Consider the following 24,774-nt stretch of genomic DNA (forward strand, 5'->3'; position numbering starts at 1 on the left):
CTGCAGGCGGCGATGGAAGGCTTCCAGGTCACCACCGTGGAAGACACGCTCGGCACCGCCGATATCTACGTCACCACCACCGGCAACAAGGACATCATCACGCTGGAACACATGGCGGCGATGAAGAACAACGCCCTGGTGTGCAACATCGGCCACTTCGACAACGAGATCCAGATGGATCGCCTGAACGCGGCCAAGGATGTGACGCGCGAGAACATCAAGCCGCAGGTGGATCGCTACACCTTCGGCAAGACGAAGCACAGCATCTACATGCTGGCCGAAGGCCGTCTGGTAAACCTCGGTTGCGCGCACGGGCACCCGGCTTTCGTGATGTCCAACAGCTTCAGCAACCAGACGTTGGCCCAGCTCGACCTGTGGGCGAACAAAGACAAGTATGAGAAGACCGTCTATCGCCTGCCCAAGAAGCTGGATGAGGAAGTGGCGCGCCTGCACTTGGAACAGATCGGCGTGAAGCTGACCAAGCTGACGGCGGATCAAGCGGCGTACATCGGCGTGCCGGTGGAAGGGCCGTATAAGCCGGACCATTATCGGTATTGATCGCTCTGCTCCCTCTCCCCTCTTTGGGGAGAGGGCTGGGCTGAGGGTCGAATCTTGCGATAGACCCTCATCTCACCATTCGGCGAAGGGCGGAATGACGGAAAGGAACCTTTGAAGCTTTTCGTGCGAATCAGGTGACGCGCCTCAATGGTGCAAACCAAGATTCACCTTGCGCACTGCCTCCACAAAACTCTCGAACGGAATATCAGTCACGCCCACCATCCCCGTGTGACTGTTCTCCCCATCAAGCAGCCGCCCCGTCACCGGCTCATCGACGTACTCGAACCAATGCGTCCCCACGATCGCCGGATCGCTCGCCGCCGCCTGCACATAGTGCGCATAAGCCACGCCGCGTTGCTCTTCGCTCCCCACCGACACTACTCCTTTGCCAAACGGGCCACGATCACCCGAACCGAAATGAAACTCGGTGATCAGTACCGGCTTGTCGAGCTTGTGTATCGCATCGAGATCGACACCGTGTTGCGGCAGATCCCTATACACGTTGAAGCTGATCACATCGCAGTACTTGGCGCATGACGCCACCGCTTCGGGTGTATTCACCGCAAAGCGGCCCCCCAGGAAAAGATGGTGCGGATCATGGTGACGCATGGCCGCCGCGACCAGGCTGAAGTATTGATCGGCATAGCGGCGCAACCACGCGCTGTAGTCCTCCGCGATCGCCGGATGCGCGGCGTTCGGCTCCGGCGCGGGAAAATTCACCGCATCCAGCGCCGACCAATCCGCAAGCGTGATGCCCCACGCGAAAGCCAGCGTCGATGCTGCGCCGTATTTCTGCTTGAGCATGGCGATAAACGCCTGCTTGGCTGCGCTGTGCGCGTCGCCATGCAAGGTGCCCATCGCCAGGCCCCAATGCCCTTGCGGCCCCTGCCCTGCCCATGCCAGTTCGTTGTCGGCGTAGTAACCGAGCAGCCAGGGATCATCGCGCGATGCGGCCGTGTCCTGGGCAATCGATCGATCGGCCGCTTCCGCAAAGCGCGGATCGAAAGGATCAGGCATGCGCCCCCAATAATCGTAGCCACTTGAAACGTTCCCGAACTGGCCACGGATGGCGATCGACAAGGTGTACGCCAAGCGATGCTGCTCGGTCAGCACCTTGTCGCTCCAGTTGCCGATGGTATTGAAACCCCAGGCTTGCAAACGATCGAGCGTGCGCTTGCGCCATGCAGCCAGCCAACCGGCGCCATCCACGCGGTAGAGATTGCCTTCGTAGAAATCGAACCAGCGTCCGTGATTGGGAAGGCCCGCACTCGCTGCACGTTCGGGATCGCGCGTATCGCTGGCCCCATAAAATGCGCTCCACGGCGATTGATCCGGCGGTAGATCCACAAACATCGATTCGCGCCCTTGCACATACGTGCGCGTGTCGTCGGGCGTTATCGTATTGAGCCCCAGCGAAAAGAACGCATGCCCGTCCGGCGTAACCAGCCACCAGCGGCCGTTCGCTTTTTGCGTGTGAAACCAACCGGTGCGCGTCAGCGGGGTATCGTCACGGCCGCCATAGGCATCCAAGCCATGGCGCTCGATCAATTGCGTTTTCAAGCGCCGCTGCTCTTGGGCATGCGCCTTGCGCAAGGCAGCGTCGCTGTCGATCTTTTCCGGCCAATCGCTACGCGTGTACTGGCCCCACTGATCGACGATGCCGCGATAAGCATCCTGCAAGGCCCGATCGCCTACGCTGGTTTCCAGCCTGCCCAGCAACAACTGCTGCGCCGCTTGCGGCGTCGGCATGCCGAGGCGAATGCCGTGCACCTGCGCAAGATCGATCGCCCCTTCCACCAGCGTAGCGACGAAAACGGCATGGCCATGATCGTCGAACGGCATCGGCGGCCCTACTTGCATGCCGAACGCGCGGGGCGACGTCGCGTGCAGGGGAATCACCAGCGTCTGCGCCGGACCGGCCGGCAAACCGACCTGGGCATGCAGGCGTTGCCCCGCCGCGCCATCGATCGTCACGTCAAGCGTCACCGCCCATGGCATGGCGTTCTGCAATGCGATCTGCAGCGCACCCTGCCCGTTCCAATTCCAACTGCCGGTTGCGGGTGTGATGACGATCTGCGGCTGACTGCCCGGCTGAAATGCGTAACGCTGCAGCGGCGTGCCGTGTGCGTCATGCCCCATCTGGCCCAGACGCTGCACGTGTTGCAACTGAATGTTTCCAGGCCTGGCGGAGGTCGCCAGATCGGCAACCTCCGCCGCCGTGCTGACGCATGGCAGCAAACCCAACAACATCGTGCATGCAGCGATCGATTTCATCCGCAAGGGTCCGTGATACAGGCAGGTTGCGATGATAGTCCCAGCGTTGCTCACGGTTTCATGGTGCTGGAACATCCCGGCCTACGCGCGCCGCGAACTCCATCTGCGCCACAACGCATACACCGGCACGCCCAGCACGATGATCACCAGGCTCATGCCGGCATCGTGCGGCGTGCTGATCACCGTCGCGGCAATCACGCCCAACACCGTCGCCACGAACACGAACGGCAAAACGGGATACAGCGGCACGCGGTAAGGCGAACTCTGCGCACCGAATTTGCGCCGATACCAGAACAGAGTGGCGATCCCGAAAGCATGCCCCAGCCACTCGCCCACCGTGGTGTAGTTGACCAGTGAGTCGAACGTGCCGGTGATGATCAGCACGATGGCCCACAAGCCGAGCACCGCCAACGCGACTTGCGGCGCGCGCCAGCGTGCGTCGATTTGCCCCACCGAACGGAAGAACATGCCATCCGCGCCCATCGTCTGCAGCACGCGCGCACCGCCGGCAATGGCGATGCTGCAGTAGCCGAAGGTGGAGCAGGCGATGCCGATCGCCATGATGGTGGCGCCGCGCGAGCCGAAGATATTGCTCATCAAATCCGCGGCCGGCGCCTTGCTGGCCGCCAACCCTGCATGGCCCAGGCCGACGAGATAAGCGATGTTCGCCAGCACGTAGCACACCACCACGCCGACCAGGCCCAAGGTGAGCGCGCGCGGCAAGGTGCGTTGCGGATCGCGCACTTCGCCGGCCATATCGTTCAGATAGTGGAAACCGCCATAGGTGAACAGCACCGGCAACACCGCACCGATCCACGCGCCGGTGGATACGTGCACCGTCGTATCCACCGCCAATATGCCGTCAAAGTGCCCATGCGCCAGCACCAGGCCCACCACCAGCAGCATGCTGATCGCGGCCAGCTTCAACAGCGTAAACACGTTCACCAGCCACGCGCCGGCACGCACGCCGAACAGGTTGACGCCGACGATAAAGAAGATCGCCCCTGCCGCCACCGGCTTCACCCACACTGCCGGCAGACTCACCGCGCGACAGGCGTAGTCGGCGAACGTCACCGCCACCGCCGCCACGCTGCCTGGGTAGTTGATCAGCGCCATGGTCCAGCCGAACAGGAACGCCGGCAGCGCACCGAACGCCTCGCGCAAATACAGATAGATACCGCCGGCCTGCGGCCGCCGCGCGCCCAGTTCGGCATAACACAGCACGCCGGCCAGCGTGAGCAAGCCACCCAGCACCCACAGCGCAAGCAAGGGCAAGCCGGAGCCGGTGCGTTCGGCCACGGTGGCCGGCGTGCGGAAAATACCGCTGCCGATCACGCCGCCAACCACGATGGCAGCGCCGCTCCACATGCCGAGCCGGCGCAGGTAGGAAGAAGAAGAGGTGGTGTCGTCAGTCATAGGTGGCGACATTACCCTGAGACGGCACCCGATGTCCGGTGACCTTTGCCCTAGGGACGCTGGCCGGTAGCCGACGCCTGTGAAGAAAATCAGCGCTGACGTGTATATACGGGTGAAGGCGGCCGTCCGGTCGCGACAAGGAGATCCCATGCGGTTCGTAACGCGGCTGACCATGTTCGCCCTGATGCCGATGCTGGCGGCTTGCCATTCGTCCGACGGCGGCCAGGCATCATCAACCATGGCATTGAGGATTTACGACGTACCCCCGGCCCAGACCAACGTGCTGAGCAGCGCACTTGCCAGGGTCTTGAACAAAAACGCCAGTGTCACGATGGCAGGGCCGGGCAAGTTGTTGATCTATGCACCGGCAGATACGCAGGCATCCATCAAAGATGCGATTGCGGACCTGCGCGATTCCTCACCCGGCAAGGCGCAGGCTACGCCCGTGGAATTACATGCCTGGATCATCAACGCTGAGCCAGGTGATGCGCCTGACGATCCGGCACTCAAGGCACTCGGCCCGAGCCTTGCTGCCCTGCGCCAGACGATGGGCCCATCGAGCTTTCATCTCGAGCAAGCCATTTCGGCTGCTGGATCGGAAAACCACAGCAGTTCGCTCACGCTGAAAAACCAGGGCTCGATGGAGCAATTCGATTTCCAGGTCGGCGCCATCCAAGGTGACGTAGTAAGCATGGATGTGAGTTACAACATGCCCACCGGCGTGTCGATGACCATGCTGGGCCAGGCCATGATGGGCGTGCAGGCCCACCTGGATACGCGCCTGGGCCAATACACCTTGCTGGCCAAGGCTCCTGGCAGTTGTCACACATCCGCCACTCCATCCGCTCCCTGCGAGAAAAGCTGGCGCTTGCTGGTCGTGCGCGCTGATCGCATCGATTCTTCACACTAAGCCAGCCTTCGCATGACGCTGCGCAAGGAGGCGTTGTATGCCTGTTATCAGCGGCTGGAAAAGCCGCTGTACAACGTGCTTTTTCGCCAACTGTGGCAACGCGAGGATTGCCAGGATTTGATCCACGACACTTTCATGCGTGTGTGGGAGCGCCAAGCCGGCGTGAGCGAAGACACGCTCGATGCCCTGGTCTGGACCACCGCGCTCAATTTGGCGAAGAACCGCCTGCGCTGGCGTGTGTTACGCAAACACGCACCGATCGATGAAGAAGCCATGCAAGCGTTGAATATCGGCAGCGACAATGGGGACTTCCTCGCCGAACGCCGCGTGCGCGAGGCATTGCGAAAATTGCCGCACGCGTGGCGCGAGGTTCTGTTGCTCTCGGAATTCAGCGGCATGCGCGGCGCTGAAATGGCCAAGGTACTGGGCGTACCGGCCGGCACGGTAGCCTCGCGCAAGCACCTGGCACTCGCGCGGCTGAAGGAATTGCTGGGAGGGCATTTTCATGCGTGAATTGAGCCACCTGCTGCACGAACTGGAGCCACCGCCGGGCGGCCTGCAACGCCTGCAACGAGCGATGATCGCTCGCGAACCATCCACATGGCGCCGGCGCCACTACATCCGGATTGCTGCACTCAGTTGCGCCGCGTTGGCGGCGACATGGGCGATTTGGCGCATGCCCAGCCTAATGGCTACACGGCAGCGCTCGGCCCTATTGCGCGATGCCATCCACCAAGCCATGACACCCGGCCAAAACGACGTGCGCATCCACAACGGAAGCGCGCTGGAGTTGCCCAGCGGACAAGCCAACGTGCGCATCTACCTGGTGCAGACGGAATCTCCCTAGCGCCAGTCCAACGCCACCGGGGGAGACAGCACAATGAGCCAAGGACACTCTAATTAGTTCAGCGCCCCATAAGGCACGTTGACAGGCCAAAACGCCGTCCCGGATACTCCCGCCGTCACGCGCCATGACCCGTTACGCTGGCGCATCGGCCCCGAGGGGTGCTGCGACGGACATCCATCCGCCACGCTCGGCCTGCCGACCACAATGTTCAAGGGCGCCCACCCCATTGATTTGGAGGTGTCCTCATGCCTGCTCCGCAGTTTCGTCTCGCCATTGCTTCGTCGCGGCAGTTCTTATCCATTCATCCGGATGACGCCTATCTCCTTGCCGTGCTGGAACGGCTCGGCATACAACCCACCGTATGCGTCTGGAACGATCCCGACGTGGATTGGACGACGTTCGATGCCGTGCTGATCCGTACCATTTGGGATTACTTCGAGCATTACGCGGCATTTCTCGCCTGGACGTATACGCTGGATCGACATGTCGTCACCGTTATCAACGATACGCACATGCTGCGGTGGAACAGCGACAAGCGTTATCTGCTCGACCTCGAGCGGCATGGCGTTCCGATCATTCCCACCCGGGTGGCGCAAGGCGCTTTCCTGCATGCGGCGCTATCGCAGATGGACGGCCACGACGTGGTGATCAAACCGACCGTGAGTGGCGGTGCATGGCATACCGTGCGCGGCACCGCAGGCGCGGCGGATTTTGAGCAAGCCTTGGCGAAGTTGCCGCCGCAACTGGACTATCTCGTGCAACCATTCGTGCCGGAGATCGCAAGCCATGGCGAATGGTCTCTGATCTACTTCGGCGGCACCTACAGCCATGCCGTGCTCAAGCGTCCCACCGAAGGCGACTACCGCGTGCAGGAACAGCATGGCGGCAGCATGGCGCAAGCCACACCCGACGAATCCATCGTGCAGGCAGGCAGCAGAATCTTGACGGCTGTTGCTGCGCTGGATCATCAGGCGCCGATCTATGCACGTGTGGATGGTGTGGTGGTGAAAGGGCAATTCCTGATGATGGAGCTGGAAGTGATCGAGCCATCGTTGTTCCTGGCGGAGCGGCTGGATGCGGCGGAGCGGTTTGCGCGGTTGCTGTTGGAGCGCCTGCAAGAGTTGCCGCGCGAAACACGCAGGCTGGGCTGAAACCCTGCTTCTGGCGCAACGTATTGCACGCTGAAGCACAAGCAACCCCACCCCAACCCTCCCCTGCTACCGCAGGGGAGGGAGCGCATCATGGCGAGCCGATGCTTCCCCGGAAGCGGAGACCAGGAGGCCACACGTACTAGAATCCCATCAACGCCATCACTCGCACGCCACGTGTCCAACGCGTCACGCAAGATCATTCACGTCGACATGGATGCGTTCTATGCATCCGTGGAGCAGCGCGACGATCCATCGCTGCGCGGCAAACCGGTGGTGGTGGCCTGGCGCGGCGCGCGCTCCGTGGTGTGTGCGGCGAGTTACGAGGCACGCAAGTTCGGCGTGCGTTCGGCGATGCCGGCGGTACGCGCCGAACGGCTTTGCCCGCAGGCGATCTTCGTACCGCCGGATTTCGTGCGCTACAAGGCCGTATCGCGGCAGGTGCGGGGGATTTTCGCGCGGTATACCGAATTGATCGAACCGCTGTCGCTGGACGAAGCCTACCTCGACGTCACCGCCACCAAGACCGGCCTGCCCTCCGCCACGGCCACCGCCGAAGCGATTCGTGCGGCCATCCGCGAAGAAACCCAACTCACCGCTTCGGCCGGCGTGGCGCCAAACAAATTCCTGGCCAAGATCGCCTCGGACTGGAACAAACCGGACGGCCTGTTCGTGGTCCGTCCGCATCAAGTCACATCGTTTCTCGCGCCACTGCCGGTGAATCGCCTGCCCGGCGTGGGCAAAGTGATGGAAGCGAAGCTCACCGCATTGGGTATCGCCACGGTCGGCGAGCTGCGCGCCTTGCAAGCGGAGGAACTTGAACAGCGCTTCGGCCGCTGGGGCCGGCGCCTGCATGAACTGTCGTTCGGCCTCGACGACCACCCGGTGCAGCCCAATCAACTCACCATGCAAGTGTCGTCGGAAGATACTTTCGAGCATGACCTTACACTTGACGAACTGGAGCCGCATATCCGCCGCCTGGCCGAGAAAACCTGGGCCGCGCACGAGCGCGAGCGGCAACGTGGCCGCATTGCGCGCACCATCGTGTTGAAGCTCAAGACCTCCGACTTTCACACGCTCACCCGCAGCCTGACTCCCTCCATGCGACCGCGTTCGGCCATCGAACTGGCTGATCTGGCCTGCGCCCTACGCGAACGGGTCGAACAGGTCGCGATGAGCCGCTATCGCCTGGTCGGCGTGGGTTTGTCCAGCTTCGTGGATCAGGACGGCTTCATGGCGCAAAGCGACTTGTTCGAGGGCTTGGCGTAAGTACTTCCTTGCGCATATGGCAACCCTCGCCTTGATGTTGGCGATGGTCTTTTGCATCGCGCCCTCGCGCGCCGAAGACGGTTATGAGTTATGGCTGCGCTATTACCCGCTTGCATCCGAACAGGCGGCACTCTATCGCCACTATGAATCGCTAAAATTTCGGTATGCACCTGGAATTTCGTCATGGTGAACAGACTGTCTGGAGTACTACGACAGCCAAGTCCGCTGATACTGTTTCAGAGCGAGCTGTCATTCCAGCGAAGGTCGAGGCAAGACTGGCTGGCTTGCAGAGTACGTAGGTTGGGGAGCAAACCCCAACAGTTCCTTGCACACACGCATCCCGATGTCCGGGTTTGCACTCCAACCTACGACAGAAAAAAGCCCGGATCGCCCGGGCTTTTTTCTCCATCATGGCTCCATCTTCTCAGGCTCAGCCGATGAACCGAGGGGTTTCATTTCGTGAACCAACCGACCCCCTCCGTCGGGGAAAATTCACTAGGATGGTGATCGTCCGTTCCAGGGCGAACTTCTTCAGGTTTGTAATGATGATGGTGAGACGGTAGCTTATTCGACTCAAGCACCCCTGCCCCCCCTCCCAGACTATCAATTGCGCGAGCTACACGCACCAGAACCTCTTTACCAGAATTGTCAGAGGGAAAACCACTCCCCGGGCTTACCGGTATGTCAACCTGTGAATCGGTCTTTGCTCCGGTTACGTGCGATGGGAGCTCATTGGAAGCCGGTAAATAATTTGTGGAATTTTGAACGGCAGTAGTCATGACCGTCTCCGACTAAGGGGACTTCTAAGCTACAGCCCAAATGCTTATGAGGGTAATAACATGCTACCCATGCTCAGTTTTGAGTAGCTCAGCGATTTGGAGTCCAATTCCCCAACCGAAGGAAATTGGACGTCAAGAAACGTTTTACCGAAGAGCAGATCATGGGCTTTCTGCGTGAAGCACATACGTTGGGGGTGCAAACCCCAATAGTTCCTTGCACACAGACATCCCGATGTTGGGGTTTGCACTCCAACCTACGACAGAAAAAAGCCCGGATCACTCCGGGCTTTTTTTGTGATGAAGAAACTTACTTTTTCTTCGGTATATACAGGTCGGTAATGGTGCCCTCGTAAGCTTCGGCCGCCATGCCCACCGATTCACTCAACGTCGGATGCGGATGTATGGTGAGGCCGATATCCGCGGCTTCCGCGCCCATCTCGATCGCCAATGCGATTTCCGAAATGAGATCGCCCGCATGCGGGCCGACGATGGCACCGCCAACCACGCGATGGGTTTCCTCGTCGAACACCAGCTTGGTGAAGCCTTCGGTGCGGTCGATGCCGATGGCGCGGCCGCTGGCCATCCATGGGAATTTGCCGACGCCGATCTTCAGGCCCTTTTCCTTTGCCTCGCGCTCGGTGACGCCGACCCAGGCGATTTCCGGATCGGTATAGGCCACCGACGGAATCACGCGCGCATCGAAGTGGCTCTTCTGGCCGGCAACAACTTCCGCGGCTACCTTCGCTTCGTGCGTGGCCTTGTGCGCCAGCATCGGTTGGCCGACCAGGTCGCCGATGGCGAAGATGTGCGGCACGTTGGTGCGCATCTGCGTGTCGACGTTGATGAAGCCGCGCTCAGTGACTGCTACGCCAGCCTTGTCGGCACCGATCTTGTTGCCGTTGGCCGAGCGGCCCACAGCGACCAGTACGCGGTCGAACACCGTGGTTGCCGGAATGCTCTCGCCTTCGTAGCTGACCTCGATGCCTTTCTTGGTGGCTTTGGCTTCGACCACCTTGGTCTTCAGATGCACGCCCTTGAGCTTGCCGTTCAGGCGCTTGGCGAGCGGCTTGATCAGGTCGGCATCCGAACCCGGGATGAGCTGATCCATGAACTCGACCACGGTCACTTCGCTACCGAGCGCGGCGTACACCGTGGCCATCTCCAGGCCGATGATGCCGCCGCCGACCACCAGCAGCTTGGCGGGAACATCTTTGAGTTCCAGCGCGCCAGTGGAATCCATGATGCGCTCATCGTCCCACGGGAACGCAGGCAGGCGCACGGCCTGCGAACCGGCAGCAATGATGGCGTTCTCGAAGCGCAGCAGTTTCTTGCCTTCGGCCGTGTCGATTTCCATTTCATTCGGCGACACGAAGCTGCCGACGCCCTGCACCGTGCGCACCTTGCGCTGCTTGGCCATGCCGGCGAGGCCACCGGTGAGCTGCCCGACCACTTTGTTCTTGAAGCCGCGCAGTTTGTCGAGCTCGAGCTTGGGCTTGCCGAACGTCACGCCGTGCGCGGCCATGGCTTCGGCTTCGTCGATGACGGCCGCGGCATGCAGCAGCGCCTTGGACGGAATGCAGCCGACGTTGAGGCACACGCCGCCGAGCGTGGCATAGCGTTCCACCAGCACGGTGTCGACGCCCAGGTCGGCGGCACGGAACGCGGCGGTGTAGCCGCCGGGACCGGAGCCGAGCACGACCAACTTGCACTCGATGTCTGCCGATCTTCCTGACGATGCTGCCGCTTGCGGCAGCATCGCCTCCTCTCCCCCCCGGGGAGAGGATTGAGGTGAGGGGGCGGGGCTTGCGGAAAATGTCGGCGAGCCTTGCCCCTCACCCCTGCCCTCTCCCCGGGGGGGAGAGGGGGTCGCAGAGTCGGCTTCGCCGACGGTTTCTAAGATGGCGATAACGGTGCCCTCAGACACCTCATCGCCCACCTTCAGCTTCATCTCCTTGATGACGCCCGAAGCGCTGGAAGGAATCTCCATCGTCGCCTTGTCCGATTCCAGCGTGATCAGGCTTTGTTCCTTCGTCACGCTGTCGCCGGCTTTCACCATCACCTCGATCACCGGCACGTTGTCGTGACCGCCGATATCGGGGACTTTCAGTTCGATCGTATTGGCCATGATCAATGTTCTCCTCGCGTCAGAGCAGCAGGCGGCGGATGTCGCCGAGCTGGGTGGCGAGGAAGGACGCGAAGCGCGCGGCCACGGCGCCGTCGATCACGCGGTGGTCGTAGCTGAGCGACAGCGGCAGGATCAGGCGTGGGGCGAATTCCTTGCCGTTCCACACCGGCTTGGTCTGCGCCTTGGTGACACCGAGGATCGCCACTTCCGGCGCATTGACGATCGGCGTGAACGCCGTGCCGCCGATGCCGCCGAGCGAGGAAATCGAGAAGCAGCCGCCGGACATGTCGGCCGGGCCGAGTTTCTTGTCGCGCGCCTTCTTGGAGATCTCGCCGAGTTCGGCCGCCAGATCGAGCAGGCCCTTCTTGTCGCAGTCGCGGATCACCGGCACCACCAGGCCATCGGGCGTGTCCACCGCAATGCCGATGTGGAAGTACTTCTTGAGGATGAGCTTTTCGCCGCTCGCATCCAGCGACGCGTTGAACTGCGGGAATTTCTTCAGCGCCGCGACCACCGCCTTGATCTGGAACACCAGCGGGGTGATCTTCAGATCCTTGTTTTCTTCGCCGAGTTTCTTGCGGAAGGCTTCCAGCTCGGTGATGTCGGCGTCTTCGTGATGGGTGACGTGCGGGATCATCGCCCAGTTGCGGGCGAGGTTCTGGCCCGAGATCTTCTGGATGCGGGTGAGCGGCTTCTCTTCCACTTCGCCGAACTTGGCGAAGTCGACCTTCGGCCACGGCAGCAGGTTGAGACCACCGCCGGCCACCACGCTGCCGCCTTCCACCGGGCGGGCACCGGATGCCAGCGCATGCTTGACGTAGGAAGCGACGTCCTCGCGCACGATACGGCCGCTGCGGCCGCTGCCCTTCACCTGGCGAATGTCTACACCCAGCTCGCGCGCAAAGGCGCGGATGGCTGGCGTGGCGTAGGGGGCGTCGCCCGGCATCACCAGTTTGGCGTCGAACGGCGGCCGGGCCTGCGGTGCCACATCGCCTTCGGGCGCATTGCCTGGCAGCACGCTGCGGCCGCCGACCGGTGCAGGTTCTTCTTTCACTTGCGGCGCTTTCGCTCCCTCTCCCCCATCTTTGATGGAGGGTTGGGTTGAGGGGGACGCGCTTGCGCGCGATGATGCTGGAGCTGGTGGCGAGATTTGCCCCTCACCCGTGCCCTCTCCTCGAGAGGGAGAGGGGGACGCGGAGTCAGCTGGGCCGACGGCTTCTATAAGGGCAATCAAGGCGCCTTCGGACACCTCGTCGCCCACCTTCAATTTCAGTTCCTTGACCACGCCGGCGAAGGGCGCGGGCACTTCCATCGTGGCCTTGTCCGACTCCAGGGTGATGAGGCTTTGGTCTTTCTCTACCGTGTCGCCGGGCTTGACCATCACCTCGATCACGGGCACATCGCTGTGACCGCCGATATCTGGGACGCGGGCTTCTTTAAGATCGGCCATGATTTCTCCTGCGGAAACGAAGCGGCCACGCGAGGGGGAAGGCGGAGGTGGCCACAAGGCGTTCATCATAGCAATCGGCACCCATTCAGGACATGCCGAATGCGCCTAAACCGGCCATGCGCATACGTATGCGGCGCAATTGTCCTATTTATTGGGGACGTGGCCCGTGACGATATGAATCTCCCGCTGCGGAAAGGGAATGCTGATGCCTTCGGCCTCAAAGCCTTCCTTCACCGCGCGCAACAAATCGGCTTGCGCGGGCCAGAAATCGCCGGTGCTGGTGTGGGCACGCAGCAGCAGATGCACGGCGCTGTCGGCCAGGCCTTCGGTCCAGGCGGTAGGGGCCGGGTCTTGCAAGATGCGTGGATCGGCCGCGAACAAGCGCTGCACGATCGCCAGCGCCTTGCCGATATCCTCGTGATACCCGATGCCGACATGCAGTTCGAAGCGACGTGTGCCGCGCCGGCTGAAGTTGATGATGGCGTCGGCGCCGATCTTGGCGTTGGGTACGACAGCCTCGCGGTTGTCCGCCAGCACCAGTTGGGTGTGCATCAGGTTGATGCCCTCCACGGTGCCTTCGGAGCCACCGGCCTGGATATAGTCACCCACCCGGAAAGGACGGAACACGATCAGCAGCACGCCCCACGCCAAGTTGCTCAACGAACCTTGCAGCGCCAGGCCAATGGCGAGGCCGCCCGCACCGAGCGCGGCCAGCAGCGGCGCACTGGGAACACCCGCCGTTTGCAAGGCGATCACGATCAGCACGGCAATCAACACGCCGTACAGCAGATTGCGCATGAAGCCGCTGAGCGTAGGGTCGATGGCGGCCCGGCTCATCGCCCGATGCAAGACATTCGCCAGCCGGCGGGCCAACCAGTTGCCGATCAACAGCAGCAATAGCGCGCCCAGCCACACCGGCCCGTGCCCTGTGAGAAACGCAAGCAGGTCGTCGCGGGAAACGCTTAAAAGATGCTGGAACATGGGGCAATCCTTGGCAGATGACCGCAAAGCCTAGCAGCCGGCCATTCCCCTTGCATTGCAGCCTGTGCTTGCTCCCTGCCGTATGAAACGCCGAAAAAAAGCCCGGCTGGGGAACCGGGCGCGTGACTGTCGCGTGCTGGGGAGCACGGATTGGGGGATGCTAGATGACTAGCGTTGGGCGTAGCTCGCCTTATCGGTACGGTCCATATTCGATTCAATCAGTTGCAGTCGCTCGCCATCAGGCAGACGAAACTGGAATTGCTGCTGCAATTGCTGCAAATGGCTCAGGTGAGGGCACAGCGCCCCGGCGCGTCGGCCGAGTTTTTCGGCTGGTGCATCGACCGCCTTGTCGATCGAGGCATCCAGCGCATCCGTGCGCGCTTGCAGTGAAGCGAGCCGGTTCGAATCGCCGCTGAGCGCATCCTTCACGATGTCGCCGGTGACGCTGCTGACGAGATCGGCAACCGTCTTTTGCAAATCACCGCCAAAGACATCGCCCTCTTCGCCAGCGTTCCACCGACCCTGCCCTATCGTTCCGTCAATATGGCGCACGGCTTCGTCATGCCGGTCGCGCAATTCATGCAGCAGGCGCGTGCGCTCATCGCCATTGTCAGCCAACGTGGCCACCACCGTGGTCAGTGCCGAATAGCCGATATCCACGCCGTCGCGCGCAATGCCTGCCACCGCCGGCAACAGGTCGCGCAGCTCGTGTTCGTATTCACGCAGGCGTGCGGCATCGGCGCCTGACACGGTGACGTCATTGCCATCCACGCGCAGCGTGCCGTCATGCATGAAGACATCGCCCGGATGGCCGCCGTCGCGCGTAAAGGCGATGCCATTAGGCTTGATCTGCACGTCGTAATCGCTGGTGTAGGAACAGGACAAATGATGCGCATGGACATCCGTAGCCGGTGCAGCGCCGGCTGCGGCGAGGGCAAGCAGCGCGGCGAGGGCAAGCAGCGCGGCGAATGAAATCATCTGATGACGCATGTAAATCCCTCCCGGCATGCGGATTGTGGAGCAGCAGCGATTGCACACTTGGATGCAAGCGAATGCATATAGGGTTTAATGTTGGGCCAGACGGCGGCATGGGCCGTACGTCACGCCGTGCCATCGGTCATGCGTGTCTCCTATGACGATTGGCGCAGCGCACATAGGCAAACGCCCGGACGCGAGATAAGTTGGTGCCTTGCGTGGCGCATTCAGGGGTCTGTCTATGCACTCCACCGATGTCATCATCGTCGGGGCCGGTCTCTCCGGACTGGTTGCTGCGGCAGAGCTGATCGACGCCGGCCGGCGCGTGATGGTCATCGAGCAGGAGCCGGAGCAAAGCCTGGGCGGACAGGCGTTCTGGTCGTTCGGCGGGCTGTTTTTCGTGGATTCGCCGGAGCAGCGCCGCATGGGCGTGCGCGATTCGCATGCGCTGGCACTGACGGACTGGATGGGCACCGCGGCGTTCGATCGTCCGGAGGATTATTGGCCGCGCCAGTGGGCCGAGGCGTATGTCGATTTTGCCGCCGGTGAAAAACGCGCCTGGTTGCATCGCATGGGCATGCGCTGGTTTCCGGTCGTGGGTTGGGCGGAGCGCGGCGGTTATGGCGCCATCGGCCACGGCAATTCCGTGCCTCGCTTTCATGTCACATGGGGTACCGGGCCGGGCGTGTTGGAACCGTTCGTACGGCGTGTGCGAGAAGCACAGGCGAAGGGCCTGCTGAGTTTTGCTTTTCGACACCGCGTCGATGGATTGCTAGTCGAAAACGGCAGCGTTATCGGCGTGCACGGTGCACGCCTGGCGGATGACAGTATTGAACGCGGCAAGCGAAGTTCACGCGAGGTCATCGGTGATTTCGAGTGTCGTGCACAGGCGGTGATCGTCGCCTCCGGCGGCATCGGCGGCAATCACGAACTGGTGCGCAAGAACTGGCCGGAACGCTTGGGCCCGCCACCGCAGCATATGTTGTGCGGCGTACCCGCGCATGTCGACGGGCGCATGCTCGGCATCAGCGAAACAGCCGGTGCGCGCCTGATCAACCGCGACCGCATGTGGCATTACGTGGAAGGCATCGAGAACTGGAACCCGATCTGGCCGATGCATGCGATACGCATCCTGCCCGGTCCTTCGTCGCTATGGTTCGACGCCCGCGGCCAGCGCCTGCCCGGCCCGTTGTGGCCCGGCTTCGACACGATGGGCACGTTGGAACACTTGCGGCGCACGGGCTTCGACTACAGCTGGTTCATTCTCGATCAGCAGATCATCCGCCGCGAATTCGCGCTGTCCGGTTCGGAGCAGAATCCCGATCTCACCGGCAAGAGCTGGCGGCAGGTCGCCAAGCGCGCCGTCGGCAAGCAGGCGCCGGCACCCGTGGAAGCGTTCAAGCGGCATGGCCGCGATTTCATCGTGCGCGACAATCTGGACGATCTGGTAGTGGGCATGAATGCGCTTGCCGGCAATCAGTTGCTGGAGATGGCACCGCTGCACGAGCAGATCGAGGCGCGCGATCGCCAGTTCGACCATCCGTTCGCCAAAGATGGCCAGGTCATGGCAATCCACAATGCGCGCCGTTATCGCGGCGATCGCCTGGTGCGCGTGGCCAAGCCGCATCGCCTGCTCGATCCGGCCAACGGTCCGCTGATTGCCGTGCGCCTGCACCTGCTGACGCGCAAAACCTTAGGTGGACTGGAAACCGATCTGCAGGCGCGCGTGCTGGGTAGGGACGGCCAACCCTTGCGCGGCCTTTATGCCGTTGGCGAAGCGGCAGGATTCGGTGGCGGTGGTTTGCATGGCTATCGTGCACTGGAAGGCAGCTTTCTTGGTGGCTGCCTGTTCTCGGGGCGCGTGGCAGGCCGCGCTGCCGCCGCTGCCGTTGCATGATGTCCGTACCGCGCATTGTCATCTATGGCGCCGGCATGGTCGGCAACTATCTTGGCGGACGGCTGCATGCGCATGCGCGTATCCGCTTGATCGCACGTCCGCAAGTCGCCAATCGCTTGAGCGAACACGGGCTGACGGTCAGCGACCTGCATGCCTACCGCCGGCACGTTCCCGCTGCAATGCTCGACGTTGCGACGCAGGCGGAAGCCGTGCGCGACGCCGATGCCGTGCTGGTCACGGTGAAGTCGGCCTCGACCATGCAGGCTGCGCACGAATTGGCCGATGCACTGACGCCGGGTACGCTGGTGATCAGTTTTCAGAACGGCGTGCACAACACGGCAGACTTGCGCGCTGCCTTGCCGCACTGCCGGGTATTGGCGGGCATGGTCCCCTTCAACGTGACACAGCCGGCGCCGGCGCATTTCCATCAAGGATCATCCGGCGCATTGATGGTGGAGCGCTCGGCCGGGCTTGCATCCGCGCTGCTTGCCGCATTCGACGCCAGCGGCCTGTCGCTGCATCAGTGCGATGACATGCAAGCGGTGCTGTGGGCGAAGCTGCTGATCAATCTCAACAATCCATTGAATGCATTGAGTGACTTGCCATTGCGCGAACAACTTGCGCAACGGCCATGGCGGCAATGCCTGGCGCTGTTGCAACAGGAGGGTTTGCGGGTGCTTAAATCCGCCGGCATCCGCCCCGCCCAACTGACTGCGCTGCCTGCCCGCTGGCTGCCTACGGTGTTGTCATGGCCGAATGCGTTCTTCCATCGCATTGCCGCGCGCATGCTGGCAATCGATCCGCTGGCGCGTTCTTCGATGTGGGACGATCTGCAGGCAGGCCGGCGCACCGAGGTGGATTACATCAACGGCGAGATTGTGGCGCTGGCCAAATCAAAAGGCATGCGGGCACCGGTGAATGCGCGTGTCGTCGCGCTGATACGGGAAGCGGAGCAATCGTATGGTCGCTGGGATGCGCAGGCATTGCTGAGGACGTTGCGTGATGCGTAGATCAGGTAAGCGCAGCACTATGCAAGTGTTTGGCAAGAGCGATGAGTCAGGCTGCGCCAACCTCCAATGGCACTAGCCATCGTCGCCCCGGCGAAAGCCGGGGTCCAGCGACTTGAGTATCTAGAAAATCGCTGGATCCCGGCTCATTCGAACGGAGGAGGCCTAAGTGGGGGCCTACGGGACTAACCCAACCCACGATGGCATCGTGACGTTCTAGCGCACTCCATCTTCGATATGCGCAATCTTTCCACCAACGATGGTGAAAGTGGTGATGTGTCCTTCGCGCTCGTATTGCCACTTTTCGCCCTTGTCTTTTGCGCGGGCTGTTTTGGATGATTTGGCCTTCTGGCTCTTACTCGAGCCGGATGTTTTCGCGCGCACGGCAGGTTCTCCCAGCGCCGACTTGACGCGCGCGGCGCTATCGCCCACCACCAATACTTGGCTGCCCACGCGAATGCTCTGCAATGCGTGCGCACTGAAGCTGGTGATCAGCAGGGCGAGAAAAAGATATCGACGCATGACCTGCTCCTTGTCGTGTGATGGCCACTGCGTGACGGCAACGGCCGATCAGAAGCCGGCGCCGGGTATGGCCAGATAAGCCTGTTCTTCCGGCGTGTTCGTTCGGCCAAGCCGCGCATTGCGATGCGGAAAACGGCCAAAACGCGTGATCACTGCCGCGTGCCGGCGAGCATAGTCGAGATAACCGGCGTATGGTCCACGCTGGCCCACCGGCAAATTCTGGCAAAGCGTTTCGAAGAGAGAGACGCAACGCTGCTGCAACGTAATGTCTTCAGCGTGTTCAAGCGGCATGTAGGCAAACACGCGCTGGATGGGCGTCAACTGGCGGTCGAAACCTTGCTCGATACCCCACAGCACCAGCCGCTGTGCATGAAGGTCCTGCGCCCATGCGCGCGCATCGTGGCGATAAAGATTGCGCGGGAATTGATCCAGCACGACCAGCAATGCCAGCCAACCCTGCGGCGTATCGGTCCAATGTAGGAGTTCCCCTTGCGCCGCGCTTCGCACCGTATCGGCGAAACGCACGCGAATCGCCAAGTCGAAAGCCGGATCAGGTACAAACCACGCGTCGCGATGGGCATCGAACCAAAAGGCAAGCACCGCCACTGCCTCGCTCGGCGGGGTCGGCATGGCTCAATGTCCGACGCCGACGGCCTTGGCCAGGCTGTGCATATCCAGGTCGATGGAGTGCAAACGCGGCAGCTGGCGATGCAGTTCCGCCTTCATTTCCGGATCGTTTGCCCCCACGCGGCCGATAACCCGCTCGAAGGAGCGCAGCAGGCTTTGCTCGTGGCGTGCCAGCACGCGAATCCATGCATCGTCACTACGCGGCATCAAGGTGTCGAAGCGGTAGCGCACGCCACTGAGCATGCGCCGGCGGGTGGCAGGGGTGCCTTCGTGGTTGCGGATCTGTTCCTGCAATTCGGCGATCACCAGGCTCAGGGACTGCGCTTCTTCATCCAGCACGGTGCGCAATCCAGGCTCGCCCACCTGTGCTGCGGCATGGCGATACAGCGCGCGCAGCTCGATGCTGCGGCGGATCAGGCCATTGCATAGATGTTGAATCGCCAGCGACACGTGGGCCGCCTCCTGTCTGAGCGTGATCTGGATTGGCCGTCATGTTGCAGGACAAGCACTTAGCCGCGGATAAATCCGTTTGTCATATGCAGCCTTTGCTCAGCTGGCGTTTCAGGGCCCGATTTCCAGCAGGTTAAGTGGGCGTCCATGGCTTGTGCGAATGCCCTGCTGCAACTCGGCGAGCCGCTGGATATCGGGGCAGAGCGCCTGGATGTCGGGACGCAGCACCTGCAGCCGCTGCTGCACGCGGGCCTGGAATCCGGTGGTGAGATCGGCAGCCTGATCCCGCAGCGCGGCCGCCTGCTGCAGGTCACCGCTCATCGCGGCGCTGAGTGCCTGCTGCCCCATGGCCGATGCAATCAGGGGCGCGATGTCGCCGGCGATTTGATTGGCATATTGTTCGGCGGCTTCGCCATGCCAGTCGTGCGTGCTTTGGCTGGCGGCCACGCGTTGATGCAGATTCGCGGCGTCGGCCGCCAGGCGGCGCTGGAGTTCCGCCCGGGTCGCAGCATCCAGATTGAGGCTGTTCGCTTCCTGCTGAACGGCTTGCACCGCCACGTCCACGCCACGGTTGATGACGGCTTTCACCCGCGGCACCAGGGCGAGCAGATCGCGCTGGAACAGGGCGAGGCGATCCTGGTCCTCGGCATTGAGCGATACGTTTTGTCCGTCCGTCTGCAATGTGCCGGAAGCGATCACCACGCGGGTCGGGGCCGGCTGGGCGCGATCGAACATCAACTGTCCCTGCTGCAAGGTGAGGTCGTAGCTGCTGGTGGCATGGCATACCTGGGACAGCTCCTGCGCATGCAGGCTGCTGGCGGCAAGCGCCAGCATTCCGGCAGCGAGCAGGCGATTGAAGTGCATGGCGGGCATCTCCATCGGACAAGGCCCGACAGCGATAAAGCGCAACGGGATAACTGCGGCTGAATCAGCTGGTAATCAGCCAGCGCGCGGCCGGAATTGCAGGCGCACGGCCGGTTGCCCGAGCTGCCAGGCAAGCCACAGCAACGCGGGTATCGAGACCGCCTGAAGTCCAAGTGCGATCAGCAGCGGGCGCTTGAACGCGCCCAGTTGCTGCTGGATGGCGGCGTCGCGCACTTGCTCCAGCGCGCTCCACTGATGCCACAGCAACAATCCGCGATAGGCCAGCCACACACACAGCACCAAGGCCACGATGCGCAGGACCGAACGTGCCCACGCCTGTCGCAAGATGCATCCGGCCGTCGCCGCGACCACTACCAGTACCGCCACCAGGTATCCGATATCCCAGCTCAGCATGCCGTGGAGCATCGCCGTGTGTTCCGTATCCCCTGCCGCCAGGTTCTGCAGCGCGCCCCATACCTGCTGGGCGTGGCGAATGTATTGCGAACCCAGAAAGCCGGCGGCCAGCAGCATGATCCACGTCAGCATGCGCCACCAGGCAAAGCCGAGCCTTTTTTTGCGCAGGTCAGAATCGAAGCGGGAGATCAACATCAGGCCGTGGCCTTCTTCAAAGTAGCGAGATCGCCGAGCACCTGCCTGGCGTTTTCCTTCGGGTCGACGTCACGGTAGATCTTGGCGATCTTGCCGTCGGGGTCGATCAGGAACGTGGTGCGCTTGGCAAAATGCAAACCCACGGCCGAGGTGAGTACACCATATTGGATCGCAACCTGACGGTTGGCATCGGAGAGCAGTGGAAACGGCACGTGGTATTTCGCGGCGAATTCCGCATGCGACTTCACGTTGTCCAGGCTCACACCCACCACGGCCGCACCCGCGTGACGCAGCTTGGTGATCTCGTCGCGGAAGGTGCATACCTCGGTCGTGCAGCCGGGCGTGAAGTCCTTCGGGTAGAAATACACCACCAGCCAATGCCCGTGGTAATCGGCGGGACTGCGCCAATGGCCGTTCTGATCCTGCAAGCGAAACGCCGGTGCCGCCTGCCCGACCTGTGGATTGCCTTGCGGACCGGTGCCGGCAAGTGCAGGAATCGCCGACAGGCCCAGCAGGCCGATCGTCGCAAGCAGGGTCAACCAACGACGCATACATACCGCTCCCACTACAACGTTAGTGGCTGAGTATACGCGTGGTGCTTGCAAGCGAAAGGCGCCTTGCGGCGCCTTTCGTGTGTCCATCCAAGTTACGGCTTAGCGATGCATCGGTTCGATGTCGAACTTGTCGACCGCAACGCCAAGATTGACGCCCTCGCCGGTACCCGACAGCGCGATCGAGGTCGTGCCCTTGGTCAGCACCTGGGCCGTACCGCTGCGCACCACACCCGCCGAAGCACCAGCCTGCGCATAGCTGCCATACACGTCCTTGATACCGTAAACGTTGCTGATGTCGCCATGGCCGCTGACGTGGAATTTGCCAGCGGTCAATCCGCCACCATGCATGTTGATGCTGACCACTGCAGTCTCCCCGTTATCGCAGCGGATGTCGCCACGTCCCTCGGCATGCTGGTAAATCGCCGACCACCCGGACAGGCTGTAGGTCAGATGGCATTTCACCGGCGCTTTGGCCGCCTGCGCCGAGGTGGCGGGAAGACCCGTCAGGGCTCCGGCACAAAGCAGCATGGCGGCAGTCAACCCAAAGGTACGCTTGCTCATAGAAAGTCTCCTTGACACTGGCGTGGATCAGCCACGCCGTGCCGAAAGTGTGGGATGGGAGATCTGAACGAATTGGCAAGACCGGGCGGCCTCATTCAGCGTCGGCAAGCCCTCGTGAGGTGGGCGTGCAGGGCGGATGATTGTTGTTTCCCTCTGCTTGATGCTTAACTAACAAGGTGCCGCGCACACTGGAATCGTGCGCTTTCTCGACTGGAGCCCACATGCCCAAGTATTCGCTGGTCGGCTATGACAGTTCGGAAACCTCGCAACGCGCCTTCCGCTTCGCGATGGAACTGGCGCGGGCGTGCAAAGGCCGGGTACGGGTGGTGTCGGTGCTGCAGGTGACCCAGGGCGGCGCCGATGCGTGCGCCCTGATGATGACCGATTCGGCCACCGAGCGAACCCGCGAAACCCTGCAGGAATTGCATGCGCTCGACCCGGATACCGACGCGCTGGTGGATCTTGAAATCACCCATGGCACCCCAGGCGATGCCTTGCTCAACCAGGTGCGGCAGCACCCGATTGACCATATCGTGATCGGCCATACCGAGCGCGGCGCGCTCGGCCGCTGGCTGCTGGGTTCGGTGTCGGGGGACGTGCTGGCCGGCGCCCACGTACCCGTCACCGTCGTGAGATAAAACGCCGGGACGGGTGGCCTGGCATTAAGGCAACACTGATCAGTGTTGCCTTAGTCCCGTCCAGCGTTCACCATTTATCCTGTTGTCCCTGATCTGTCATAGATCAGATGGCCTTTTTGCACAGGAACCCCACGTGGACTACAACACTGTCCTTCCCTGGACTCTGGAAAGTCTGAATTTTGCCGAGATCGACATGGCGCGCGTGCGCCACAACGAAAACCTGTTCCTGCTGCTGTGCAGCGCATCGTTCGTGGAAAGCGGCTCGGATCTCTACACCAGCAACCTGATCGAACACTTCGACGGCGACCTGGAGTTGCAAGGCTGGCTGCGCGAGCACTGGGAACACGAAGAAATGCAGCACGGCCGCGCCCTCGCCGCCTACGTGCGCCACGTCTGGCCGGAATTCGATTGGGATGCCGGCTTCCAGGCGTTCTGGAACGACTACGGCGCACTGTGCACCAACGAACAGCTCGAACCCTCCCGCGGCCTGGAACTGGCCGCGCGCTGCGTCGTGGAAACCGGCACCGCCAGCCTGTACCGGGCCTTGAACGACATCGTCGACGAGCCGGTGCTCAAGCAGCTCACCAACCACATCAAGAGCGACGAAGTGCGCCACTACAAGCACTTCTATGCGCACTTCCAGCGCTATCGCGAACAGGAAAAGCTGGGCCGCTACAAGGTGTTTCGCGCGATCCTTCGCCGCGTCAACGAAATCCGCAACGAAGACAGCGACATCGCCCTGCGCCACGTCTTCAACCAGTGCTATCCGCAACACAAGGGCGACCAGGCGCAATTCCAGAAAGTGGCCGGGCCGGCCCAGGCACTGTTGCGGCGGCATATCCCCGCGGACATGACGGTGAAGATGTTGCTGAAGCCGTTGAACCTCTCGCCGCGATGGCAACAGGCGCTGGAAAAGCCGCTGGCGCGGATCAGCGAGCGGCTGTTCCTGCAATAGGCCAGGGCGTGGCGGTTATCGGGTGCTGCTGGCGGACGCCGGTGCATTGCCAGCGTCATTGCGCGGCACGTTGTCGATATGGCGCTGGCTTTCCTTCTCCAGCTTGAACTGCGCCAGATCGATCGGGCGAATCTGCTTGATCACGCAGGGGATGTAAGGACGTCCGGTCAGCACCTTGTCAAAGCCGGTCTGCACTTCGCTGGCGAAACTGGTCAAACCGATGAAGTTGGTGAAGGTAAGGTTGTTGCACGGCCACACATCAAGCAGATAAGCCTTGCTTGGCAGCGTGTAGATCACCAGCTGCGTATCGCTGAGCGGTTCCCACGAGTAGATCTGCTCACCCAGCACCAGGCGAAAACTGCGCACCGGTGTGCCGGCGGCAGCACTGTAAGCCTGCTGGCGTTGCTGCAGGCGCTGCGCGTACGGCACGGATTGGCAAGCAGCCAGCAGCACGGCGAGCAGTACCAGCGCCAGCATGCGTAACTTCGTCATGACACCCGCCTCCGTGATTTCGGATAAGCCGTTCGGACAACCGTCTTAACGCGCGACAGCGCAGCCGGTGCACGGGCTTATTTTTTGCTGCTTAGTGGCGCCCATTTGGCCGGGTCGAAGCCGCCTACTTCGAACAGCACTTCCTGCTTGTCGCCATCGCGCGTGGTGACGGTCATGGTGATGCGCTTGGCTTTTTCCATCGCTTCAATGAAGGGCTTGTCGTCGCGAATGAAAATCGCCGGCTCGCTGCCGGTGGTCGGCAGGAAGGCGCGCAAGGGATGCGACTTGTCGTCGAACTGCGCCGGAATCGTGCAATTGCCCTTGCAGGCAAAGCCGTGCCCGATGCCGAACAGGAACACGCTCTGGCCCCATTGCGTATGGCGGCGCAGTACCAGCCGGATCGCCCGATCGCCGCTGGGACGCGTGCTGTAAAGGCTGGCGGTGGATTGCGTGCCGCCTTCCATCGGGCCGACCTGATAGCTCCACAACGCAGCGAGGCGGCGCTTGTCGGCAGAAGCCTTGGCGCGCTGCTCCACGTCGGGCAAGGTCTGTTTCACCTGCGTGGCCGCATCGCTGGCGGGGAATTGCTGCACGATCGCCTCGCCGATCTGCGCGGCCAATTCATCGTTTTTCTGCTGCAAGGCCTGCTGGTAGGTCTGCAGCTGGCGGTTCGCCTCTTGCGCCATCTGCTGCGCCTGGGCCTTGGCGGCTTCTTGCGGCGAGGGTGTGTTTTGATCCTGTTGCGAGCAGGCGGCGAGCAGCAACCAGCTACAGGCAACAGTTGCGATCAGGGCGTAACGGCATGGCAAACGGGTCATCGTAGCGATCTCAGCAAAGCGAGGTCCCTAGCTTGAAACGAGCCCCAG

At 62.0% G+C, this 24,774-nt stretch carries 25 protein-coding genes; 10 read left to right on the forward strand and 15 right to left on the reverse strand.

What is annotated here, in order from left to right; all coding sequences use genetic code 11:
- Positions 1-558, forward strand: a 558-nt coding sequence (locus V7M64_RS17750) for an adenosylhomocysteinase (protein WP_333680953.1), incomplete at its 5' end; no start/stop codon positions are given.
- A gap of 144 nt (positions 559-702) precedes the next feature.
- Here V7M64_RS17750 and V7M64_RS17755 read toward each other — a convergent pair.
- Both V7M64_RS17755 and V7M64_RS17760 read right to left on the reverse strand, forming a co-directional pair.
- On the reverse strand, positions 703-2,832 hold the full coding sequence (locus V7M64_RS17755; protein WP_333680955.1) for a beta-galactosidase: 2,130 nt from the start codon (positions 2,830-2,832) through the stop codon (positions 703-705).
- A gap of 81 nt (positions 2,833-2,913) precedes the next feature.
- On the reverse strand, positions 2,914-4,248 hold the full coding sequence (locus V7M64_RS17760; protein ID WP_333680957.1) for an amino acid permease: 1,335 nt from the start codon (positions 4,246-4,248) through the stop codon (positions 2,914-2,916).
- A gap of 148 nt (positions 4,249-4,396) precedes the next feature.
- On the opposite strand from V7M64_RS17760, the gene V7M64_RS17765 reads away from it, so the two are divergent.
- The 5 genes from V7M64_RS17765 (at position 4,397) to dinB (ending at position 8,422) form a co-directional block, all read left to right on the forward strand.
- Positions 4,397-5,158: a hypothetical protein gene (locus V7M64_RS17765; protein ID WP_333680959.1), complete on the forward strand. Its 762-nt coding sequence runs from the start codon at positions 4,397-4,399 to the stop codon at positions 5,156-5,158.
- Positions 5,159-5,170: 12 nt separating this feature from the next.
- A complete protein-coding gene (locus V7M64_RS17770; RefSeq protein ID WP_333680961.1) occupies positions 5,171-5,671 on the forward strand; it encodes a sigma-70 family RNA polymerase sigma factor in 501 nt (166 codons plus the stop codon).
- A complete protein-coding gene (locus V7M64_RS17775) occupies positions 5,664-6,005 on the forward strand; it encodes a hypothetical protein (protein WP_333680963.1) in 342 nt (113 codons plus the stop codon). The genes V7M64_RS17770 and V7M64_RS17775 overlap by 8 nt, the downstream gene beginning before the upstream one ends.
- Positions 6,006-6,250: 245 nt before the next feature.
- Positions 6,251-7,156 (forward strand): hypothetical protein, encoded by a 906-nt coding sequence (locus V7M64_RS17780; protein WP_333680965.1) that lies wholly within the window; start codon positions 6,251-6,253, stop codon positions 7,154-7,156.
- Positions 7,157-7,330: 174 nt separating this feature from the next.
- On the forward strand, positions 7,331-8,422 hold the full coding sequence (dinB, locus tag V7M64_RS17785; protein ID WP_333680967.1) for a DNA polymerase IV: 1,092 nt from the start codon (positions 7,331-7,333) through the stop codon (positions 8,420-8,422).
- Between the two features lie 1,086 nt (positions 8,423-9,508).
- On the opposite strand, the gene lpdA is transcribed toward dinB, so the two are convergent.
- From lpdA to V7M64_RS17805, 4 genes are all read right to left on the reverse strand, one after another.
- Positions 9,509-11,326 carry a dihydrolipoyl dehydrogenase gene (lpdA, locus tag V7M64_RS17790; RefSeq protein ID WP_333680968.1) on the reverse strand — a complete coding sequence of 606 codons (1,818 nt, stop codon included), beginning with the start codon at positions 11,324-11,326 and terminating at the stop codon, positions 9,509-9,511.
- A 19-nt stretch (positions 11,327-11,345) separates the two neighbouring features.
- A complete protein-coding gene (locus tag V7M64_RS17795) occupies positions 11,346-12,776 on the reverse strand; it encodes a dihydrolipoyllysine-residue acetyltransferase (protein ID WP_333680969.1) in 1,431 nt (476 codons plus the stop codon).
- A 144-nt stretch (positions 12,777-12,920) separates the two neighbouring features.
- Positions 12,921-13,757: a mechanosensitive ion channel domain-containing protein gene (locus V7M64_RS17800; RefSeq protein ID WP_333680970.1), complete on the reverse strand. Its 837-nt coding sequence runs from the start codon at positions 13,755-13,757 to the stop codon at positions 12,921-12,923.
- Between the two features lie 168 nt (positions 13,758-13,925).
- Positions 13,926-14,747: a DUF2884 family protein gene (locus V7M64_RS17805; protein WP_333680972.1), complete on the reverse strand. Its 822-nt coding sequence runs from the start codon at positions 14,745-14,747 to the stop codon at positions 13,926-13,928.
- 226 nt (positions 14,748-14,973) lie between these two features.
- Between V7M64_RS17805 and V7M64_RS17810 the strand changes: the two genes are divergently transcribed.
- On the forward strand, positions 14,974-16,629 hold the full coding sequence (locus tag V7M64_RS17810) for an FAD-binding dehydrogenase (protein WP_333680974.1): 1,656 nt from the start codon (positions 14,974-14,976) through the stop codon (positions 16,627-16,629).
- Positions 16,626-17,639 carry a 2-dehydropantoate 2-reductase gene (locus tag V7M64_RS17815; RefSeq protein ID WP_333680976.1) on the forward strand — a complete coding sequence of 338 codons (1,014 nt, stop codon included), beginning with the start codon at positions 16,626-16,628 and terminating at the stop codon, positions 17,637-17,639. Before V7M64_RS17810 ends, V7M64_RS17815 begins: the two co-directional genes overlap by 4 nt.
- A gap of 213 nt (positions 17,640-17,852) precedes the next feature.
- Here the strand turns inward: V7M64_RS17815 and V7M64_RS17820 are convergent, their stop codons facing one another.
- The 7 genes from V7M64_RS17820 to V7M64_RS17850 all read right to left on the reverse strand — a co-directional run bounded on the left by V7M64_RS17820 (position 17,853) and on the right by V7M64_RS17850 (position 21,823).
- Positions 17,853-18,158 carry a DUF2845 domain-containing protein gene (locus V7M64_RS17820; RefSeq protein ID WP_333680978.1) on the reverse strand — a complete coding sequence of 102 codons (306 nt, stop codon included), beginning with the start codon at positions 18,156-18,158 and terminating at the stop codon, positions 17,853-17,855.
- Positions 18,159-18,206: 48 nt separating this feature from the next.
- A complete protein-coding gene (locus V7M64_RS17825; RefSeq protein WP_333680980.1) occupies positions 18,207-18,788 on the reverse strand; it encodes a DUF924 family protein in 582 nt (193 codons plus the stop codon).
- A gap of 3 nt (positions 18,789-18,791) precedes the next feature.
- Positions 18,792-19,235, reverse strand: a complete 444-nt coding sequence (locus tag V7M64_RS17830) for a DUF2383 domain-containing protein (RefSeq protein ID WP_333680981.1) — start codon at positions 19,233-19,235, stop codon at positions 18,792-18,794.
- 111 nt (positions 19,236-19,346) lie between these two features.
- Positions 19,347-20,099, reverse strand: a complete 753-nt coding sequence (locus tag V7M64_RS17835) for a DUF2884 family protein (protein WP_333680982.1) — start codon at positions 20,097-20,099, stop codon at positions 19,347-19,349.
- A gap of 75 nt (positions 20,100-20,174) precedes the next feature.
- Positions 20,175-20,708 carry a hypothetical protein gene (locus V7M64_RS17840; protein WP_333680984.1) on the reverse strand — a complete coding sequence of 178 codons (534 nt, stop codon included), beginning with the start codon at positions 20,706-20,708 and terminating at the stop codon, positions 20,175-20,177.
- Complete coding sequence (locus V7M64_RS17845; protein ID WP_333680986.1) at positions 20,708-21,259, reverse strand: peroxiredoxin; 552 nt, start codon at positions 21,257-21,259, stop codon at positions 20,708-20,710. The genes V7M64_RS17840 and V7M64_RS17845 overlap by 1 nt, the downstream gene beginning before the upstream one ends.
- 102 nt (positions 21,260-21,361) lie before the next feature.
- Entirely contained in the window at positions 21,362-21,823 is a 462-nt protein-coding gene (locus V7M64_RS17850) for a hypothetical protein (protein ID WP_333680987.1), read from the reverse strand.
- A 221-nt stretch (positions 21,824-22,044) separates the two neighbouring features.
- Here V7M64_RS17850 and V7M64_RS17855 point away from each other — a divergent pair, with 221 nt between their 5' ends.
- Both V7M64_RS17855 and V7M64_RS17860 read left to right on the forward strand, forming a co-directional pair.
- Positions 22,045-22,461, forward strand: coding sequence for a universal stress protein (locus V7M64_RS17855; protein WP_333680989.1), 417 nt, complete (start codon positions 22,045-22,047; stop codon positions 22,459-22,461).
- A 133-nt stretch (positions 22,462-22,594) separates the two neighbouring features.
- A complete protein-coding gene (locus tag V7M64_RS17860; RefSeq protein ID WP_333680990.1) occupies positions 22,595-23,416 on the forward strand; it encodes a ferritin-like domain-containing protein in 822 nt (273 codons plus the stop codon).
- Between the two features lie 15 nt (positions 23,417-23,431).
- On the opposite strand, the gene V7M64_RS17865 is transcribed toward V7M64_RS17860, so the two are convergent.
- Entirely contained in the window at positions 23,432-23,908 is a 477-nt protein-coding gene (locus V7M64_RS17865; protein WP_333680991.1) for a DUF6491 family protein, read from the reverse strand.
- Positions 23,909-23,985: 77 nt separating this feature from the next.
- On the reverse strand, positions 23,986-24,726 hold the full coding sequence (locus V7M64_RS17870; RefSeq protein ID WP_333680992.1) for a hypothetical protein: 741 nt from the start codon (positions 24,724-24,726) through the stop codon (positions 23,986-23,988).
- Positions 24,727-24,774: the final 48 nt, after the last annotated feature.

The sequence above is a fragment of the Dyella sp. genome (assembly GCF_036746095.1).
Lineage (GTDB): Bacteria > Pseudomonadota > Gammaproteobacteria > Xanthomonadales > Rhodanobacteraceae > Dyella_B.